We start from the raw sequence: 18,609 nt of genomic DNA, 5'->3' as shown, positions 1-18,609 counted from the left end.
TTGACGCCACCTTCGCGCGGGTGGCCGATATGAACTCCAGCGGCTGAAGGTGCCATTAATGGGTATGATTATGCGATGACTTCTCGAAAGGGTCTGTCTGGCGGCGCCGCAATAAGCCCGTTGGGTTTGCCGCAAAAGCACGACCTGGAAACGGGCATTCATGCAATGGTGACCGTCGCCAAGTCTGATGGCCTCTCGGAGATGGACGAGAGCCTCCTGGAGGCGGCAAGTAGGTATCTCGCCGATTCCGAATTCGATTGGAAGAAAGTCGCCGATCATCCGGCCGGCCGGAAATTGCTGCCGCTGGGATCCGAGGTGGCTAGACGCTGCGCATTGTTTTTGATGACCGCCGCGATCTTCGCGAAGGGAAAGGTTCAGCTACCTAGGGTCGAGGCGACCCTGAGCATCGCGACAGCGCTGGGCTGCCATGACGGCTTCCTGGACGATCTGCACTACATTGCCCGTGGCCGCGAGTTCATCGGCGGCATCCGAATCAAGGCAAAGCTCATGGGCAGCCATGGCACGTCGCCTATCCAGGTTGCGAAGGGCTTCTGGGACAACATGTCCGGTTATCTCGGGATTTCGACCGACCCCGTGCTGGCTGCGTCCTATCAGAAACTGGGCCTGCTCGAATCCAAGTCGCTCGGACGCGAGCTGTGGGCACACTATGTGCGCAATGGTCTGAGATTTCCGGGGGAGAAGGGAACGACGGGAGAATTCATCGTTCCCCATGACGTCGCACACGTGCTGTCGGCCTATTCGACCGAGCCGCCCGGTGAGATCCTTGCCGGAGCGTTCTCGGCGGGATACAAAGCCCGAAACCCCTTTGCGCCGCTGCTTCTGGTTCTCCTGCAGTTTCAGGCCGGAATAAAGATTGACTTCCGCTCGGAAGTGACGATTTCACAACTCGATCCTGCTGGCTATATGGATGCTTTTCGCCGTGGTCTGGAATGCAATACCGATCTCACATTCGGTAGTTGGGATTGGCGACTCTATTCCGAGGAAGCGGTGGCAGAGATTCGCGAGAAGTTGACGATTCCGCCGCAGGCGGCACCCGCCGTGCAAGGCGGCACCTATACCGAAGTGTTGTGAAGGCCGCTGGGCCAGCCGCGCTACCGATTGACTTCGGTGTCGGAGTGCTCTGCTGGTTGTGGCGGCGGATTCCTCCGGACGGCCGGCGGCTTTTTCGGCAGGAATGCCACCGGGACGAACATCAGCGCGACTAGTCCGACGGCCACCACGAACACCACCGCGTAAGCGTGCGAAAGCTCGTGCATCAGGACGAGGGGGAAGTCTGGGGTGCTGGCTCGTTCGGGCATCAGCGACTGGTCGACCGGGACGCCGCTGCGGGCAGCGTCGGCGCGCAGGCTGTCGATCCGGTGCGCCGCGGAGATGTTTGCGCTGCGGTTGAACTGGCTGGTGAGGATCACCGACATGAGGGCCGTTCCAATGGATGCGGCCACTTGCTGATTGACGTTGATCAGGGTTGAACCCCGAGCGATCTGATGCGGTGTCAGCGTCTGCACCGCCACCGCCGATAGGGGCATCATCGTGGCGCCCATGCCCAGGCCCATGATCGTCAGCCCGGTGACCAGGGTCGGCAGATAGGCGGCATTGAGGGAGACCCCGATGGCGAAGAGGCCCATCCCCGCCGCGATCAGCCCCACGCCGACCATCAGGATCTTTCCGGCCCAACGCTTGTCCATCAATGCGCCGGCGATCGGCATCGTCACCATCGCCCCCAGTCCGCGCGGGACCATGCTCATTCCGGCCTGCATCGGCGTCTGGCCCAGCAGCTCCTGGAAGTAGCTCGGGAATAGCAGCCCCGCCCCGAAGAACGACGCCGCGAACAGAAACATCGCCACGTTGGCGAGCGTGACCACGCGATTGTCGAACAGGCGTAGATCGATCAGCGGATGGTCGGCCCGGTAGAGGGCATGCAACACGAATCCACCGGTGAGCACCAGGCCGACGGCTGCGGGGAGCCAGACATGGCGATCGGCAATGGTGCCGCTTGCGGGCAGGGCCGAGACACCATAGAGGAAGGTCGCCAACCCCGGTGATAGCAGCAGCATCCCGATGACATCGAAAGATTCCGAAGGTTCAGGGCGGTCCTTGGGAAAGACGACGGCGGCAAGACCCACCGTGATCAGCCCGATCGGGAGGTTGATCCAGAAGATCCACTCCCAGCCGAAACGATCGATCAGCCAGCCGCCCAGCACCGGACCGAAGACCGGTCCCAGCAACATGGGAATTCCGAGCACGGCCAATACCCGGCCGAGCCGCGCCGGACCGGCTTCCCGGGTCAGCATGGTCAAAACCAGCGGCATCAGCATCCCGCCGCCGAGACCCTGTATCACTCGAAAAGCGATGAGAGCGGAGATGTTTGGGGCCAACGCACACAGCAGGGACCCGGCGCTGAATGCCAGCAGCGAGGCGATGAAGGGGCGCTTGGTGCCGAACCGATCGGCTACCCAGCCGGCCAGTGGGATCACCGCGGCCAGCGCCAGCGTGTAGCCGGTCATCGTCCAGGCGACGATGGCCTGCGGGGAGTCGAAGGTGGAGACGAAAGTGCGCTGCGCGACGGTGACGACCGTGGTGTCTACGATCGCCATCATCGAGCCAAGGACACAGACTCCGGCGATCTTCAGCAGCCTGGCGTCGAGCTGGTCGGAACTGCCCTGCTGGCCGGTGTCTGGCACGGTTGTGGCTCCTAGCAACTCGCCATCGGCGGACAAGGCCCGTCGCCTCGATGCCGCCTCGAACTCACGGTCATCGGTGGGCGCCGGCCAACGCCGCCGAAGCGACGACGAGCTGGTACCGATGACATGGCGCGGAAAGTGTCAGCCCGCGAACGGTGGCCGTGCCATCACGGTGACCCGGAACCCGTAGCGGGGACCGGCTCCGGCCGCGGCACCGCCGGGGCCGCGGGCCGGCGGCATTCCGCCCAGCAGGCTTCCGGGTGCGGAGGCCTCTGGCGGGTTGACGATGTCGCTGGCCAGGGGGCCGCCCGCACTCACGCTTGGGGGCACGTCGAGGCCCGATCCCGGCCAGGAAGGCGGCACCGACAACTTGCCCAGGGCGGACGCGTTGCCCAGCCCGGCACCGATTGGCCCCGCGCCGCCCAAGGCTGCGGGTGCGGCGCCGGCGGCGGCCTCCGCTGCGCCGGCACCGGCGGCGGCGGCTTCGGCTTCGGGGCCGATCAACCCGAGCGCCCGCTCGGAGGTGATGAGGTAGCTACCGATACCAATCGCGAAGTACGGCAGGCCCACCGTGTTGTAGAACAGCTGGGAAATCGGTAGATACCAGTTGACCAACCAGTCGATCCACGTCGCCGGTGAGGCGGCCGACGTCAGCGCCGAGGCGATCGGCGACGTCAGGCTCGTCAGTGCGTTCGGCAGCTGCGAAATGACTCCGGCCAGCGTGCTCTGCGCCGCGCCCGCCGCGGTGGCCGCGGCGGTGGAGGTGGCATTGGACTGCAGCGCCGAGGCGGCGGGATTGGCGGTTTCCGGCGGCGGGGTGAACGCGGTGATCTTTGTGGCGCTCGCGGAGGACCCCGCGTAGGTGTACATCGCCCTGGCGTCCTGCGCCCACATCTCGGCGTACTGCGCTTCCAGGGAAGCGATCTCGGCGGTGTACTGCCCGTAGATGTTCCGCGCCATCAGGGTCATCAGCTGCATGCGATTGGACGCGATCAGGGGCGGGGGCACCACGCCGGTGAACGCGGCCTCAAACGCGGCGACCGCGGCTTCTGCCTGCTTGGCCGCCTGTTCGGCTTGCACCGCGGTGGAGCGCATCCACGTCACATAGGGCGTGATCGCTTCCAGCATCATCGCGGAGGCCGGTCCGAACCACTCTTCGCCGGATAGCGCCTTGATCACTCGCTCGTAGCCGTCGGCGGTGAACGAGAGCTCGGAAGCCAACCGGTTCCAGGCGGAGGCGGCGGAGACCATCGGCGTCGAGCCCGGCCCGGTGTACATGCGCCCGGAGTTCACCTCCGGTGGCAAAGCCCCAAAATCCATCGCTACGAACTCCTTGCCTTGTCGCGGCCCGCCGTCGAGGCGCTCATGTCCGAACTGATATCGCGCCAATAAATCAGGGATGCCGATCGCAACTCTGATTCACCTATTATTGTCGCCATATCACTTCCTCTTTGCTGCTTTCAAAAATCTTTCGACCGCTATTTGAATTACCTGGCAGTCAAGCCTGAGTCGTTTTTCAATTGTGTGTGCGCGCTCTGTGCACTCTGTGTGCTATCCGGCGTTCGGGGGGCGGCACATCACCCGGAGCCGGGCCCCGTAGCGGCGGCCGAAATTGCGACCCGCCTGACCTTGGTTGCGCGGTGGTACGCCGGTGATCAGGCCCAATAGCCCGATCGTGTCGACCTCCGAATTGGCAGCCGAAAACGCCGTCGACGCTGCCGACGAACCGGGCCAGGTCGGCGGCACCGACATCGGCCCGACCTTGGAGGCCAAAGCGGAGGTGGCAATCGGCGGGGCCCCGCCAAATTGGGCCAACCCGCCCGAGAAGGCGGCAAATCCACCCATGCCGGCGGCACCGGCTACGCCCTCGGCCGCGGCTTCTCCGCTCTTCCACGCCAACGATCCGAATATCGACAGGGCAATCAGAGTGAAGCCGCCGCTGTCGTAGACGAACCCCTCGGCGGTGGTGAACGAGCTCATCAGTTCGATCCAGAGTTCCTGCCACGTCGGCGTCGTCGTCGCTGCGGCACTGGAAGCCTGTTGCCCGAGTCGCGCGGCCGCGCTGGACCTGCCCGCCAGGCTGGCGCTGGACCTCGACACCGTCGTTCCGGAGTTGTTTGCTGTTGCTGCGGCCTGCCTGGCCAACCCGCTTGGATCGCTGGTCTGCGGCGGCAGCGAGAACGGCGCCAAAAGCGAGGCGGTCGCGGAGTTACCTGCGTATTCGTACATCGCCCCGGCGTCTTGCGCCCACATCTCGGCGTAGTGAAGTTCGGTGGCGGCGATCGCCGCCGAATTTTGCCCGAACCAGTTCGTCGCGATCAGTGCGGCCAGCAATGCCCGGTTGCTCGCGATCACCGGCGGCGGCACCGTCAGCGCAAAGGCCATCTCATAGGCCGCGGCCGCGGCGCGGGCTTGAATCCCCGCCTGCTCGGCCACCGATGCGGTCGCACTGAGCCAGCTGGCGAACGGCAGGACGGCGGCCACCATCGACTCCGCGGCCGGACCAAACCACCAGATGCCGGTCAGCTCCGAGATCGCCGAATCGTAGCCGGCCGCGGTGACGTGCAACTCGGCGGCGAGGCTGTCCCATGCGCACGCGGCGGCCAGCAACGACCCGGCTCCCGGGCCGGCATACATGCGACCTGAATTGACCTCGGGAGGCAGTGCGCCATAGTCCAGCACGACTGGTGGGGCGATGTCGCCGACAACACCGGCGGTGGCGGGCGCCGTAGCCAACTCCCGTAGCTCCGCGACCTCGATCGCCCGGTCGGCGGCGAGAAGCAACTCGTCGGCGCCGGTCTCGATCTGCGGCAGCGCAGCGCTACCCCATAGGGCGTTTAACCCAATGGAGAGGTCTAGGGTCATCCAAAACCGCCTAGCGCTTGGGCCGGGTGCTCAGACGCGACATCGTCGTCGCTAAGCAGTTAACGAGTAAAACTATGCCCTACTGCAACTAATATGCCGGGCGGCGTGTTACTAAAGAATCTCGGCCATGTAACAAGTATGTTAATTAGGCTCAAAAATAAGCGCTTTGTCCACCGAATGTTCATGTCGTGTCCACCGGATAGCGAGGACGTGTCCCCCGAACGGGGGACACGTAGATGTCGGTGATGTTAACGACGGTCGGTCTGGCTCAGGATCGGGAGCTGCGGGCAGTCCCGTGTCGCGCCCGGAATTCTAGAATGCGATTCGCTTTTTGTTGTGGATTGGCGCCCGCGTGGCGCCCGGAGAGTCCGTCGATGAGGGCGTCGCCGTTCAACGAAAATGGCTGGCTCGATCGATCGGTAGACCTTCACGGCTGGTCCAGGGCCGCTCGGATCAGGTCACCGAACGTTTTGAGGGCGGCGGGGTTGAGCAGTTCTTCGTGTGTGCAGTTGACGGGGTATTCGGTGACTTCGCCGGCAACATATTGCCGCCAGCATTGCTGAAGGTCGGCGCCGCTGCGGACCGGTTGTGCCGAGAACAGGACCATGCGGCCGGCGAAGATGCCGGGCTGGTGTTGGGCATTGAGTTGTAGGTTGGTGTTCGCGTTGGCAACCATGATCTGCACAAGTCGGCGCGACGGCAGCGCGAATTCCGCGTCTACCTCCTGCTGAATCAACGTCTGTGCTTGGGAGTACGTCAGCGGGCGGCAGTACTGTTCGGCAGCCACTCCGACCGCTTGCAGGATTGCCTCCAAGACGTCGGATTCGCTGACCACCGTGGCGGTGGATGCATCCCGGATGAGGATCGGGTCGAGCGCTATCAGGCGCACCACAACGGCGCCGCGCTGTTGCAGCTCAACGGCAACCTGGTGGGCAGTGACCCCGCCGAACGACCAGCCGAGAAGCTGATAGGGGCCTTCGGGATCGTGAGTTTGGATGGCGTCGGCGTAGGCACTCGCGAGTTCACGAACCGATTCCGGGCCGTCGTGGATCTGCTGCAGACCGACGATCGGGCAATCCAGGTAAGGGCTGAGGTTCCGGTAAGCCCAGCTGATGCCGCCGCCGGGAGGCAAGCAGAAAAGCGGCAGACCGCAACCGTCTTGGAGCACCTCCACGGGCACGATCTCAACCGAACTCTCGGGTGCCCTTAGCTTTTGGGCCAGGGCGCAGACGGTGGGTGCGTCAAATAAGACTCGCACCGCCACATCGGTGTTCAGCGTGGTGTTGATCGCCGAGACCACTCGCATGGCGGATAGGGAGTCGCCGCCGAGGTCGAAGAAGGAGTCGTCGACGCTTACCCGGTCGAGTCCTAGGACCTGGGCATATATTGCGGCCAGGGTTTGTTCGGCGGGGGTGTCGGGGGCTCGGTAGCGTTGGGTGTGGCCGTATTGGACGGCGGGTAGGGCGCGTGTGTCGAGTTTGCCGTTGACGGTCAGTGGCAGTTCGGCGATGGGGATCAGGGCTGTGGGCACCATGTAGTGGGGCAGTTGGGTGGCTAGTGCGGCGCGTAGTTCGGTGGGGTCGGCGTTGCCGGTGAAGTAGCCGACCAGGCGGGGGTCTCCGGGGTGGTCGTGGCGGGCGATGACCACGACTTGGTCGACTCCGGCCATTCGGCTCAGGGCCGCGCCGACTTCGCCGGGCTCGATGCGGAATCCGCGGATTTTGACTTGGTTGTCGGCGCGACCGAGGTAGCGCAGTTGTCCGTCGGTGCCCCACCACACCAGGTCTCCGGTGCGATACATCCGGGTGCCCGGTGTCTGGCCGAATGGGCAGGCGACAAATCGTGTGCCGGTCAGATCTGCCCGACGCCAATACCCAAGGCCGACACCGCCACCGGCGACATACAACTCGCCGACCACCCCGACGGGCACCGGCCGCAACCACCCATCCAAGACGAATAGCGAGGCGCCGGCTACCGGCGAGCCGATCGGTGTGGCTCCAGACCCCGGCACCAGCGGTGAGCTCATCGCCGCGTAGATCGTGGCTTCGGTGGGGCCGTAGGCATTGATCATCGTCCGCCCGGGCGCCCACTGGTCCACCAGGCCCGCCGGGCATGCCTCACCACCGACCACCAGCGTGACCGACTCCAATCCCTGCGGCGACAACGCCGCCGCCGCCGAGGGAGTCTGGGTCAACACTTCGACATGCTCGGCTACCAGCAGGGCGTGCAGTTCGTCGGGGGATTTTGCGGTGTGTTCGGGTACGACGACCAGTCGTGCGCCGGATAGCAGTGCTCCCCAGATTTCCCAGACCGAGACGTCGAAGGAGTAGGAGTGCCATTGGGTCCATACTCGGTTGGGGGAGAACAGGATTGCGGTTGATTGGGGGTCGAAGGAGTTCAGTAGTTGGGTGACGTTGTGGTGGGTGATGCCGACGCCTTTGGGGGTGCCGGTGCTGCCGGAGGTGTAGATGATGTAGGCGAGGTCGTGGGGTGTCGGGGTGCATCGGGTCGATGGGTAGGTAGCCGGCTCCGGTTTTGAGGACGGCCAGGATGGCGATGATCCCGCGGTGTGTTCGTGGTAGTAGCAGTGCGATCAGTTCGCCGGGGCGTGCTCCGAGTGCGGTTAACGCCTGTGCCAGTTGGGTGCTTTGGGCGTCGAGTTGGGCATAGGTTAGGGATACGTCGCCGTCGGTTATGGCGGTTGCCTCTGGTGTGCGTGCGACTTGGGCGGCAAACAACGCCGGCAGTGATCCCGGGGTCGGGACCGCCTTGGTGAGGGCGGCCCGGTTGCCCCAGTCATCAAGACGTTCGTGCTCGTTGGGATCGAGCAGATCAATCAACGACAACCGCCGCCCCGGCTCGGCAGCCATCACCGTCAACACGGCCTGCAACCGGGCAGCGAGGTCTGAGACGTCAAGATCAGCAAATGGCCCGCCGCTTCCCACGGTATGCAGGAAGAGCCGGCCACCATCTTTGGTGAAGACCATGCCGAACTGCTCGCCCTGGGCAAAGCTGAGGATCGTTACTGTGCTGGCAGCGCCGCCGAACGGCGCCAGGGTTACCGACGGCATGAAATTGACACTGACCGCACCGGCCGAATTCTCATTAAACTGCTGGTAGGCGCCGCTTTCCAGGATGTGCATGGGGAAGCGTTGATGCCGCACGGCTTGCTTGATCTGGGACTCCACATGCTGGCAGAAGGCGTTGACCTCGGCATCGGGTGGCACCGTCAACACCAACGGCACAGTGCCGGAAAGCATCCCCGGAATCGTCATCAGTTGTGGGCTTGTCCGCCTGCTGACCGGGAAATCGAGGACTACCTTTGGGCCGCCTTGCCTTTGACGCACCATCAGTGCACATGCCGCGGTGATCACCGACGATCGACGAACACCGGCCAGCTGGGCAAGCTGCTCGGCTCGGTCCACGACCGCAGGGTCAATCTCGACCGACACCGAGGTCGCCGAGGGGCCGCGGTCACCGTCGGCGTGAGCCAGGCTGTGATCCGTTACGCCATCCAGAGTCTCTTTCCAGTAGGCCAGGTCCGCTCGGTAGTCATCGGACTGTTCGTATTCCGCCTCGGCGGCAACCAGGGTCTGCAACGACCCGAAGAACGTTGGTGAAACCGGTGCGCCAGAACTCAACTCGGAATAGACCAGGGCGATCCGATTGACAAGGAGGGCATAGCCGAATCCGTCGACGACCACATGGTGGATGGACACGAAAAGATAGAACTCTTCGGAGGCCACCTGAAAAAGCGCGAACTTGAACAGCGGACCGTTCCACGGCATCGGCTCTCGATGCATCGCCAACCCGCGCCGATTGGCTTCCGCAACGGGATCGGCACAGCTTCTCAGGTCGTGGAATGGAACCTCCAGATTCGGGTAGTCGACCACCTTCTGAACGACATGCCCGTCAGCCTCGATGATGGCGGCCCTTAGCGGTTCGGCCTCACCCACCACCTGCCGAATCGCCTGGCTCAGCAGATCGGGCGTCACCGATCCGGCAATGACTGCGAATCCGCTGTTGTACCACTCCTGCGGCGAACGGCCGATCTCCTGGGAAAACCAGATATCAAGCTGTCCCCGCGTCAGCGCAAACCCCGACTCGGCCGGCTCGAGAGCGCGCCCCGAATCGCGAAGTATTTGGTGGTGATCCACGGTCATCTCTACGTCGTGCCTACCGAAGACCTGTCCGGATCGAAATGTCCGCCATTACGCCGGCTGGTCCCGGGCCAGTCTGTCCCGCAAGCTCTTTGGTCGGATGTCGGGCCAGTTCTGCTCGATGTAGTCCAGACACTCGGCACGCGTGCCCTCGCCATGGACCACCCGCCAGCCTGCTGGCACATCAGCGAAGGTCGGCCACAAGCTGTGCTGCTCTTCGTGGTTGACCAAAACCAAGAAGGTCCCAGCCTCATCGTCGAACGGATTGATACTCACCGGCATTCCCTCTCATGGATTTGACGCTAGGCCCCTACGCCGCGGACCCGTTCCCACTGCCGCAGGGATGCGACATTGCTTGATCCCTCGTCGGCGCGGCTCTCCTGCAACGGTTTCGACGATCGCTCGTGATGGCTCTTGGCTAGTTCACGCGCAATCACGAGCCGCATCGCCTCCTCGGTACCGCCCGCCACGGAGCCGCAGAGAAAGTCGAGCGCACATTGGTAAAGGCGTGCTTCTTCCTGAAGCCCGTAACTGCCGCACAACTCCATCGCGTCAATGCAGCCGTCAAAGCCCGCCTGCATCCCGTACAGCTTGAGCGCCGCGGACTCGAGATCGATGGATTCGTCGCGCAGGTAGCGGTCAAGAGTCGAATGAGCCAACGCGATGGTCATCTGCCTGCTCACCGCCACATCGGAGATACGGCGCTGGATGTGCTGGTGGGTCGCTATCGGCTTGCCGCGAACCTGACGGTTGATCGAGAAGGCGAGCATCTGGTCGAGTACCTGGTCCAAGATGCCGATCGTGCCGAAACCGCTGAGCAGCCGTTCGGGGCCGATGACCCCATGAAGAATTTCGTTACCACGGCCAGCGCCGAGCACATGAATCTTGGGTATCGCGACGCTATCGAATCTGATCGAACCTACCGGCGAGGTGCGCATGCCGGCGGGGGCCAGCGGAGGCGAGCAGTTCACACCGGGCCACGACGATTCCACCAGCACCGCGGACATACCGCCCGTGGCCTCGTCAGCGCACCAGACGAGGATTACGTCGGCGATCGGTGCGTTGGTGATGTGCCATTTGGCGCCGTCGAGGTAGAGGCCGCCAGGACCTCGGCGCAGGCGAGTCTCGGGATGAAAGGCGTCGCTACCGCCGTGGGGCTCCGTTGTCGCGAATGCCAGGATGATCTTCCCTGAAACCGCGGGCGCCAAGTATGCCTCCCGCACCTCCTGGCTGGCGTATTGATCGAGGATGGGAATCGTCAAGATCGCTTGGACGCCCGTGGAGATGTTGAACCCCAGGTGGCACGATCCGCTCGTCAGGCCATGTGTCGCCGCGGCGTAGGTCAATACCTGCCGCTTCATCTGTCCGCCGAGCGCGGCGCGGAACAAGCCGGCGTCAGCAACATCGCACCATAGATCGTGCGGGAATTGCCGCTGTGCCCAGCGTTCTGCCAGCGCGGCACGATGTCGCACCCCGATGGCGTGATACTGATCTCTGATTTGTTCGTACTCGGCCAGCCACTCCACTTGACTTCAACCTCCTTGGTTTTCGCCCGCACGCGGGGGCGCGTCATGGGTACTGCATTCACGCTTCTCATCGACTGAACGCTCGAACACACCGGCGTCGATGAGGGGGAACGCGTGAGCTGTGGTGCTGGTCAGGGTGCCGTGGTCGCTTGCCGTGGGCACCGTGACTTCGGAACTCATGGGTGCCGGCGCCGCATGATGCGCAGCGAGCTGCTTGCCGCCGCCGGCATGTCTTGAAGGCGCAGGGCTCCGGCGTTCCCTGGGGCTCGCCCGAAGCCGCAAATGGTCGCCGCTAATTTTGTGGACCATCAGAAGCTACCTACTATCGCACCGATTGGCGGGTACTGCGTTCGTCGATGATCACCGTATCCGAGGCGCCGGGGCAATGGTGGAGTTTTATTGAAAAACCACATATGTGATTCGGATTTAGCTACGAGAACAGGTCGGCGCGCTGGGGCGGCGACTAATTCAGAACTCGATGAATTATTTGCATCGGGATAATTCGTGACTTGGTGAATTCTAACGCCAATCGCGATGGCTGGTGATTGCCTTCCGAATTATCCCGATCTTGATGCGCCGGGGGGATCATCGCCATCTGTCGCACCTTGGGGTCGACGCGGCGGCGTCTCATCGATCGTTGCAGTCTGGCTGGTTGAGGCGCACCTGGGTCGCCCCCTGGACGGTGTGTCTCACTGCGTAGATGTCTCCTGAGTTGCCGTGCTGTAATAGCAGGTAAAGGCGATTTATGCGCCGCGTTGGGCACGCTGGCGCGACGCTTCACGACCGCGATCGGGCGCGTTGGTCGCGGCGCTGATGCCCGGGGCCAGTTGGGCATGGCCGTCGATTTTCGGGGATGAGAACCGGCCGCTGATTGCCGCCGCCGTTGGGCAAGTCGATCCGCCGGCTCGTCAAGCCGTGTTGGTAATTGGCACATGCCTACTGGCGCTAAGCACATTCCGGCCGGGCAAGAGGGGTGCACCTGGAATTCTTGAAGAGTTAACACGAGACCTTGTCCAGTTATCGACGGACGTGGTTGAATCAGACGCCGTGACGCGGGTTGTCTTTGTAACCGCTATTGGCGAGTTCTAGACGATCTCCTTTGATGTCCGGCGAGCGCCCCGAGGGGAGAAAACAATGAGTAGGTTCGATCGGTTGGTTGCGAGCACCACGGAGATTTATGACAAGCGGATCGATAATCATCCGGGACTGGCGCTGGTGCTGGAGGGGCGAATGAAGCGGGAGCATTACATTCGTTACCTTCGCGAAATGTATCATGTCGTTTGCCATACAACCCGAATTTATTCGCTCGCCGGCGCCCGGCTCGGAAACGAAGATCGGAAACTCCGGGATTGGTTCTTTGATGAATCGCACGAAGAGAACAACCACGACCTGATGGCCGTCAACGATCTGCGGGCCTATGGCGAGGATCCCGAGTGCGTTCTAGCGGAGCCTCCGATGGCTGGGGCGTGGGGCATCATCTCGCAGGGCTACTACCTGGCCACATATGGCAACCCCTTGGGGATACTCGGTGTCGCCAGCGTCACCGAGGCGGTAGGCGCGACCCTCACCGGAGTCGTGGCGCGGGAACTGGTCGAGCAATATGGATTCGAACCGAAACAGACGACGTTTCTGCGGGCGCATTCGGGATTCGACGTCAAACACATCGAAGATGTGAAAAAGGCGGTGAACAACCTGGTCCGAGATTCCGGCTTCGACTCAATCGTCCAGGGTCGTCGCATGACCATCCATTTCTACTCGCAGATGTTCGACGACATCCTGGAGGCGTCGACGGTCTAGCCGCTTTGCCGGTGATCGCGGCCTGACAAGGCATCGCTGACGGCTCCCACCGCCGGGCGAGCGCGATCGGGCATTGATGGTTGCCTGCGGGTCTCCCGGCGCAGGCGGACGCAGCCGTTAGACTTTCCTGCGATGTCCACCCTGACGTGCTTCACAACGCATCGCGATCGGGCATGAACGATCACCCAGACAGCGGTGTCTCGGTCGGCTTGACCGGTAGGCCACCGCGGGCTATCCCAGACCCCAAGCCGCTGAGCTCACACGGGCCCGCCAAGGTCGTTGCGATGTGCAACCAGAAGGGCGGGGTGGGCAAGACCACGTCGACCATCAACCTGGGCGCCGCGCTGGCCGAGTACGACCGACGAGTGCTGCTGGTGGACATGGATCCCCAGGGTGCGCTGTCGGCGGGCCTGGGAGTGGCCCACTACGAGCTGGAAAAGACCATCCACAACGTGCTGGTGGAGCCCCGGGTGTCCGTCGATGACGTGCTCATCCATACCCGGGTGAAGAACCTGGACCTGGTGCCCAGCAACATCGACCTGTCGGCCGCCGAGATTCAGCTGGTCAACGAGGTGGGCCGGGAACAGACGCTGGGGCGGGCGCTCTACCCGGTGCTGGATCGCTACGACTACGTGCTGATCGACTGCCAGCCCTCCCTGGGGCTGCTTACCGTCAATGGGCTGGCCTGCGCCGACGGTGTCGTCATCCCGACCGAATGCGAGTACTTCTCGCTGCGTGGCCTGGCGCTGCTGACCGACACCGTGGAGAAGGTGCGCGACCGGCTGAACCCCAGGCTGGACATCAGCGGCATCCTGCTCACCCGCTATGACCCGCGCACGGTCAACTCCCGGGAGGTCATGGCCCGCGTCGTCGAACGATTCGGTGACCTAGTGTTCGATACCGTGATCACCCGCACGGTTCGTTTCCCGGAGACCAGCGTCGCCGGCGAACCCATTACGACGTGGGCCCCCAAGTCCGCTGGCGCCTTGGCCTATCGCGCGTTGGCCCGTGAGTTCATCGACCGATTCGGCGTGTGAACGGCACCGAGAGCTCAGCGGCGGAACCTCAGAACGGCTACCCGGACAGTTTCCGAGTACGGCTGACCAACTTTGAGGGGCCGTTCGACCTGCTGCTACAGCTGATCTTTGCGCACCGACTCGACGTCACCGAGGTGGCGTTGCACCAGGTCACCGACGACTTCATCGCCTACACCAAAGCCATCGGCGCCCAGCTGGACCTGGAGGAGACCACCGCGTTCTTGGTGGTGGCCGCGACCTTGCTGGACCTCAAGGCGGCGCGGCTACTGCCGGCCGGCCGGATGGACGATGAAGAGGACCTCGCCCTGCTCGAGGTTCGTGACCTGCTCTTTGCCCGGTTGCTGCAGTACCGCGCGTTCAAGCACGTCGCCGAGATGTTCGCCGAGCTGGAGGCCACCGCGCTGCGCAGCTACCCGCGGGGTGTGTCGCTCGAGGATCGCTACGCCACGCTACTTCCCGAGGTGATGCTCGGCGTTGACGCCGAGCGCTTCGCCCAGATCGCCGCGGTCGCGCTGACTCCGCGGCCGGTGCCCACGGTGGCCATCGGGCACCTGCATGAACAGACGGTGTCGGTTCCCGAGCAGGCCAAGCACCTGCTGACCATGCTGGAGTCGCGCGGCACCGGCCAGTGGGCATCGTTTTCGGAGCTGGTGGCCGACTGCACGGCGCCAATGGAGATCGTCGGCCGCTTCCTGGCGCTGCTCGAACTGTATCGGAGCAGGGCGGTAGCATTCGACCAGTCAGAGCCCCTTGGCGTGCTCCAGGTTTCGTGGACCGGGGAACGACCGACCAGCGAAGCCTTGGTAGAAGTGCGAGATCAATAATGACCGAACAAGTACCCGATCCCGAGCTGGGCTCGGAACTGTCCTCGGGCATTCCCGACATCGCCGAGCCCGCCGAGATGGAACCCGAAGAACTCGGCTCGGTGCTGGAGGCGCTGCTGCTGGTGATCGACACCCCAGTGACCGCCGAGACGCTGGCGACGGTGATCGACCAACCGGTGTACCGGGTGGCGGCCAAGCTGCGGCTGATGGCCGACGAACTCATCGAACGCGACAGCGGCATCGACCTGCGGCACAACAGCGAGGGCTGGCGGTTGTACACCTGCTCCCGATTCGCGCCCTATGTGGAGAAGCTGTTGCTCGATGGCGCCCGAACCAAGCTCACCAGGGCGGCTTTGGAGACGCTGGCGGTGGTGGCCTACCGTCAGCCGGTCACGCGGGCGCGGGTGAGCGCGGTGCGCGGGGTCAACGTGGATGCCGTGATGCGAACCCTGCTGGCGCGCGGCCTGATCACCGAGGTGGGCAACGATGAGGACAGCGGTGCGGTGACGTTTGCGACCACCGAGTTGTTCCTGGAGCGGTTGGGGTTGACGTCGCTGACCGAACTGCCCGATATCGCGCCGCTGCTGCCCGACATCGACAGCATCGAGGACCTGAGCGCCTCGCTGGACACCGACCCGCGATTCATGAAACTCGCCGGCACCCAGCCCTCCGATCAGTCGGTGACCTTCGATGTGGACCGAGACTGATGACAGACACCGAGGATTTCGAACAGGAACGCGGCATCCGCCTGCAAAAGGTGTTGTCCCAGGCGGGGATTGCCTCGCGGCGGGCCGCGGAGAAGCTGATCATCGACGGGCGCGTCGAGGTGGATGGCCAGGTGGTCACCGAGCTGGGGACCCGGGTCGACCCGGACACCTCGCTGATCCGGGTCGACGGAGTCCGGGTCATTCTCGATGATTCGCTGGTCTACCTGGCCCTCAACAAGCCGCGCGGCATGCACTCGACCATGTCCGACGACCGCGGCCGGCCGTGTATCGGTGACCTGATCGAGCGCAAGGTCCGGGGCAACAAGAACCTCTTTCACGTCGGGCGGTTGGACGCCGACACCGAAGGGCTGATCCTGCTGACCAACGACGGTGAGCTGGCACACCGGCTGATGCATCCCTCCCACGAGGTGCCCAAGACGTATCTGGCCACCGTCGCCGGGACGGTACCGCGGGGTCTGGGTAAAAAGCTCAGGGCGGGAATCGAATTGGAGGACGGGCCGGTCCGCGTCGACGGATTCGCCGTGGTGGATGCGATACCCGGCAAGACATTGGTACGGGTGACACTGCACGAGGGCCGGAATCGAATCGTGCGCCGGATGCTGGCCGCGGTGGGATTTCCGGTGCAGGCGCTGGTGCGCATCGATATCGGTGGGGTGTCGCTGGGCGAACAGCGCCCGGGCAGTGTCCGGGCGTTACGCCGCGACGAAATCGGCCAGCTGTACAAGGCGGTTGGGCTGTGAGCGGCATGAGCGTATTGAGTGAAACGAGCGGACGAGCGTAGTGAGTGTTGGAACGAGCGGAACGAGCGTAGTGAGTGCCGGAACGAGCGGAACGAGCGGAACGAATGAGCCCGCGCCGGTCGGGTTAGTCGTCGCGATCGACGGCCCGGCCGGCACCGGAAAATCCTCGGTGTCAAGGGGATTGGCTCGCGGTCTGGGATCACGGTTCCTGGACACCGGGGCGATGTACCGGATGGTCACCCTGGCCGTGCTGCGCGCCGGAATCGACCCGGCCGACGAGCAGGCGGTGGCCGATTGCGCGGCGAGCGCGCAATTGTCGGTGGGATACGACCCGGACGCCAGCAAGTTTTTCCTTTCGGGAGAAGACGTTTCCGCCGAGATCCGCGGTGACGACGTGACGCGGGCGGTCTCGGCGGTGTCGGCGGTGTCGTCGGTGCGCCAGCGGCTGGTCAATCTGCAGCGCGCGATGGCCGAGGGGACGGACAGCATCGTCGTGGAGGGCCGCGACATCGGCACCGTGGTGTTCCCCGATGCGCGGGTGAAGATCTTCCTGACCGCGTCGGCCGAGACGCGGGCACGGCGGCGCAACGACCAAAACGTCGCGTCCGGCCTGGCCGACAATTACGAGGCGGTGCTGGCCGATGTGCGTCGGCGCGACCACCTCGACTCGACCCGGGCGGTGTCGCCGTTGCGCGCGGCGGCGGATGCGATCGTCGTCGATACCAGCGAGATGACCGAGGCCGAGGTGATCGCTCATCTGACCGAGTTGGTGACGCAGCGAAGCGGTGCGGCGCGGTGACGCAAGACGGCACCTGGTCCGACGAAAGCGATTGGGAGCTCGACGACGCCGATCTGGCCGACCTGGCCGAGGCCGCGCCTGCCCCGGTGTTGGCGATCGTGGGCCGGCCCAACGTCGGAAAGTCAACCCTGGTCAACAGGATCCTGGGCCGGCGCGAAGCCGTGGTGCAGGACATCCCGGGCGTGACGCGTGACCGCGTCTCCTACGACGCCTTGTGGAATGGACGCCGGTTCGTCGTCCAAGACACCGGGGGATGGGAGCCCGACGCCAAGGGGCTACAGCAGCTGGTGGCCGAGCAGGCGTCGGTGGCGATGCGCACCGCCGACGCGGTGGTCCTGGTGGTCGATGCCACCGTCGGGGCCACCACCGCCGACGAGGCGGCAGCCCGCATCCTGCTGCGCTCGGGCAAACCGGTGTTCCTGGCGGCCAACAAGGTCGACAGCGACAAGGCCGAAGCCGACGCGGCGACCTTGTGGTCGATGGGCCTCGGCGAGCCCCACGCCATCAGCGCCATGCACGGCCGCGGCGTGGCAGATCTGCTCGACACGGTGTTGAAAAAGCTGCCCGAGGTGGCCGAGTCGGTCTCCGCGGGCGGGGGACCGCGGCGGGTGGCGCTGGTCGGCAAGCCCAACGTGGGTAAGAGCTCGCTGCTGAACATGCTGGCCGGCGACGAGCGCTCGGTGGTGCACGACGTCGCGGGCACAACCGTCGATCCGGTGGACTCGCTGATCGAACTGGGCGGCAAGGTGTGGCGGTTCGTCGACACCGCGGGCTTGCGCCGCAAGGTCGGCCAGGCCAGCGGACACGAGTTCTATGCCTCGGTGCGCACGCGCGGGGCCATCGACGCCGCCGAGGTGGTGGTGCTGCTGATCGACGCCTCCCAACCGCTCACCGAACAGGACCTGCGGGTGCTGTCGATGGTGATCGAAGCGGGCCGGGCCGTGGTGCTGGCCTACAACAAGTGGGATCTGGTCGACGAGGACCGGCGCGACCTGCTCGACCGCGAGATCGATCGCGAGCTGGTGCAGATCCGCTGGGCGCAACGGGTCAACATCTCCGCCAAGACCGGACGCGCCGTGCAGAAACTGGTGCCGGCGATGGAGACCGCACTGGCATCCTGGGACACCAGGATCCCGACCGGCCCGTTGAACAGCTGGATCAAAGAGGTGGTGGCGGCCACCCCGCCGCCGGTGCGCGGCGGCAAGCAGCCGCGGATCCTGTTCGCCACCCAGGCCACCGCCCGCCCGCCGACGTTCGTGCTGTTCACCACCGGCTTCCTGGAAGCCGGCTACCGGCGGTTCTTGGAGCGGCGGCTGCGCGAGACGTTCGGGTTCGAGGGCAGCCCCATCCGGATCAATGTTCGGGTCCGCGAAAAGCGGGGGGCCAAGCGCCCCGGCAGGCGCTAGGCCCGCGGACCTGGGCTCGGGCCCA

Annotated in this window: 14 protein-coding genes and 1 pseudogene; 8 read left to right on the top strand and 7 right to left on the bottom strand. The window is 64.4% G+C overall.

Annotation, left to right across the window (positions count from 1 at the left end; all coding sequences use genetic code 11):
• Positions 1-75: 75 nt before the first annotated feature.
• Complete coding sequence (locus MMSP_RS16845; RefSeq protein WP_020787611.1) at positions 76-1,092, top strand: hypothetical protein; 1,017 nt, start codon at positions 76-78, stop codon at positions 1,090-1,092.
• Positions 1,093-1,112: 20 nt separating this feature from the next.
• Here the strand turns inward: MMSP_RS16845 and MMSP_RS16840 are convergent, their stop codons facing one another.
• The 7 genes and pseudogenes from MMSP_RS16840 to MMSP_RS27580 form a co-directional block, all read right to left on the bottom strand.
• Positions 1,113-2,702, bottom strand: a complete 1,590-nt coding sequence (locus MMSP_RS16840) for a DHA2 family efflux MFS transporter permease subunit (protein ID WP_036427359.1) — start codon at positions 2,700-2,702, stop codon at positions 1,113-1,115.
• A gap of 141 nt (positions 2,703-2,843) precedes the next feature.
• On the bottom strand, positions 2,844-4,022 hold the full coding sequence (locus MMSP_RS16835; RefSeq protein ID WP_020787609.1) for a PPE family protein: 1,179 nt from the start codon (positions 4,020-4,022) through the stop codon (positions 2,844-2,846).
• A 231-nt stretch (positions 4,023-4,253) separates the two neighbouring features.
• The gene (locus tag MMSP_RS16830; protein WP_235065892.1) at positions 4,254-5,381 is read right to left on the bottom strand and encodes a PPE family protein; all 1,128 of its coding nucleotides are present in this window, start codon (positions 5,379-5,381) and stop codon (positions 4,254-4,256) included.
• A 613-nt stretch (positions 5,382-5,994) separates the two neighbouring features.
• Positions 5,995-9,730: pseudogene (locus MMSP_RS29890) on the bottom strand (amino acid adenylation domain-containing protein).
• Between the two features lie 48 nt (positions 9,731-9,778).
• Positions 9,779-10,003 carry an MbtH family protein gene (locus MMSP_RS16815; RefSeq protein ID WP_011739810.1) on the bottom strand — a complete coding sequence of 75 codons (225 nt, stop codon included), beginning with the start codon at positions 10,001-10,003 and terminating at the stop codon, positions 9,779-9,781.
• Between the two features lie 26 nt (positions 10,004-10,029).
• Entirely contained in the window at positions 10,030-11,253 is a 1,224-nt protein-coding gene (locus MMSP_RS16810; protein ID WP_020787605.1) for an acyl-CoA dehydrogenase family protein, read from the bottom strand.
• 6 nt (positions 11,254-11,259) lie between these two features.
• Positions 11,260-11,433, bottom strand: a complete 174-nt coding sequence (locus MMSP_RS27580; RefSeq protein WP_015355915.1) for a hypothetical protein — start codon at positions 11,431-11,433, stop codon at positions 11,260-11,262.
• Between the two features lie 972 nt (positions 11,434-12,405).
• On the opposite strand from MMSP_RS27580, the gene MMSP_RS16805 reads away from it, so the two are divergent.
• The 7 genes from MMSP_RS16805 (at position 12,406) to der (ending at position 18,584) form a co-directional block, all read left to right on the top strand.
• Positions 12,406-13,050 carry a TenA family transcriptional regulator gene (locus tag MMSP_RS16805; protein WP_235065780.1) on the top strand — a complete coding sequence of 215 codons (645 nt, stop codon included), beginning with the start codon at positions 12,406-12,408 and terminating at the stop codon, positions 13,048-13,050.
• 173 nt (positions 13,051-13,223) lie between these two features.
• Positions 13,224-14,087, top strand: a complete 864-nt coding sequence (locus MMSP_RS16800) for a ParA family protein (protein WP_020787602.1) — start codon at positions 13,224-13,226, stop codon at positions 14,085-14,087.
• Complete coding sequence (locus MMSP_RS16795; RefSeq protein WP_020787601.1) at positions 14,084-14,911, top strand: segregation/condensation protein A; 828 nt, start codon at positions 14,084-14,086, stop codon at positions 14,909-14,911. The genes MMSP_RS16800 and MMSP_RS16795 overlap by 4 nt, the downstream gene beginning before the upstream one ends.
• Positions 14,911-15,618 carry an SMC-Scp complex subunit ScpB gene (gene scpB / locus MMSP_RS16790; RefSeq protein ID WP_020787600.1) on the top strand — a complete coding sequence of 236 codons (708 nt, stop codon included), beginning with the start codon at positions 14,911-14,913 and terminating at the stop codon, positions 15,616-15,618. The genes MMSP_RS16795 and scpB overlap by 1 nt, the downstream gene beginning before the upstream one ends.
• Complete coding sequence (locus tag MMSP_RS16785) at positions 15,618-16,379, top strand: pseudouridine synthase (protein WP_011741053.1); 762 nt, start codon at positions 15,618-15,620, stop codon at positions 16,377-16,379. Before scpB ends, MMSP_RS16785 begins: the two co-directional genes overlap by 1 nt.
• Positions 16,380-16,449: 70 nt before the next feature.
• Entirely contained in the window at positions 16,450-17,178 is a 729-nt protein-coding gene (cmk, locus tag MMSP_RS16780; protein ID WP_020787599.1) for a (d)CMP kinase, read from the top strand.
• The gene (gene der / locus MMSP_RS16775) at positions 17,175-18,584 is read left to right on the top strand and encodes a ribosome biogenesis GTPase Der (protein ID WP_020787598.1); all 1,410 of its coding nucleotides are present in this window, start codon (positions 17,175-17,177) and stop codon (positions 18,582-18,584) included. The genes cmk and der overlap by 4 nt, the downstream gene beginning before the upstream one ends.
• Positions 18,585-18,609: the final 25 nt, after the last annotated feature.

The sequence above is a fragment of the Mycobacterium sp. 012931 genome (genome assembly GCF_000419295.1).
GTDB lineage: Bacteria > Actinomycetota > Actinomycetes > Mycobacteriales > Mycobacteriaceae > Mycobacterium > Mycobacterium marinum.
The sequence above is the reverse complement of the archived record's forward strand: the minus strand, read 5'-3'. Positions and strand labels throughout refer to the sequence as shown.

Excerpts from the sequence above, each read along its gene's own strand:
- MMSP_RS16800 (WP_020787602.1), top strand. The coding sequence starts at position 13,224 with ATGAACGATCACCCAGACAGCGGTGTCTCGGTCGGCTTGACCGGTAGG.
- MMSP_RS27580 (WP_015355915.1), bottom strand. The coding sequence starts at position 11,433 with ATGAGTTCCGAAGTCACGGTGCCCACGGCAAGCGACCACGGCACCCTG.
- MMSP_RS16845 (WP_020787611.1), top strand. The coding sequence starts at position 76 with ATGACTTCTCGAAAGGGTCTGTCTGGCGGCGCCGCAATAAGCCCGTTG.
- MMSP_RS16785 (WP_011741053.1), top strand. The coding sequence starts at position 15,618 with ATGACAGACACCGAGGATTTCGAACAGGAACGCGGCATCCGCCTGCAA.
- MMSP_RS16835 (WP_020787609.1), bottom strand. The coding sequence starts at position 4,022 with ATGGATTTTGGGGCTTTGCCACCGGAGGTGAACTCCGGGCGCATGTAC.
- scpB (WP_020787600.1), top strand. The coding sequence starts at position 14,911 with ATGACCGAACAAGTACCCGATCCCGAGCTGGGCTCGGAACTGTCCTCG.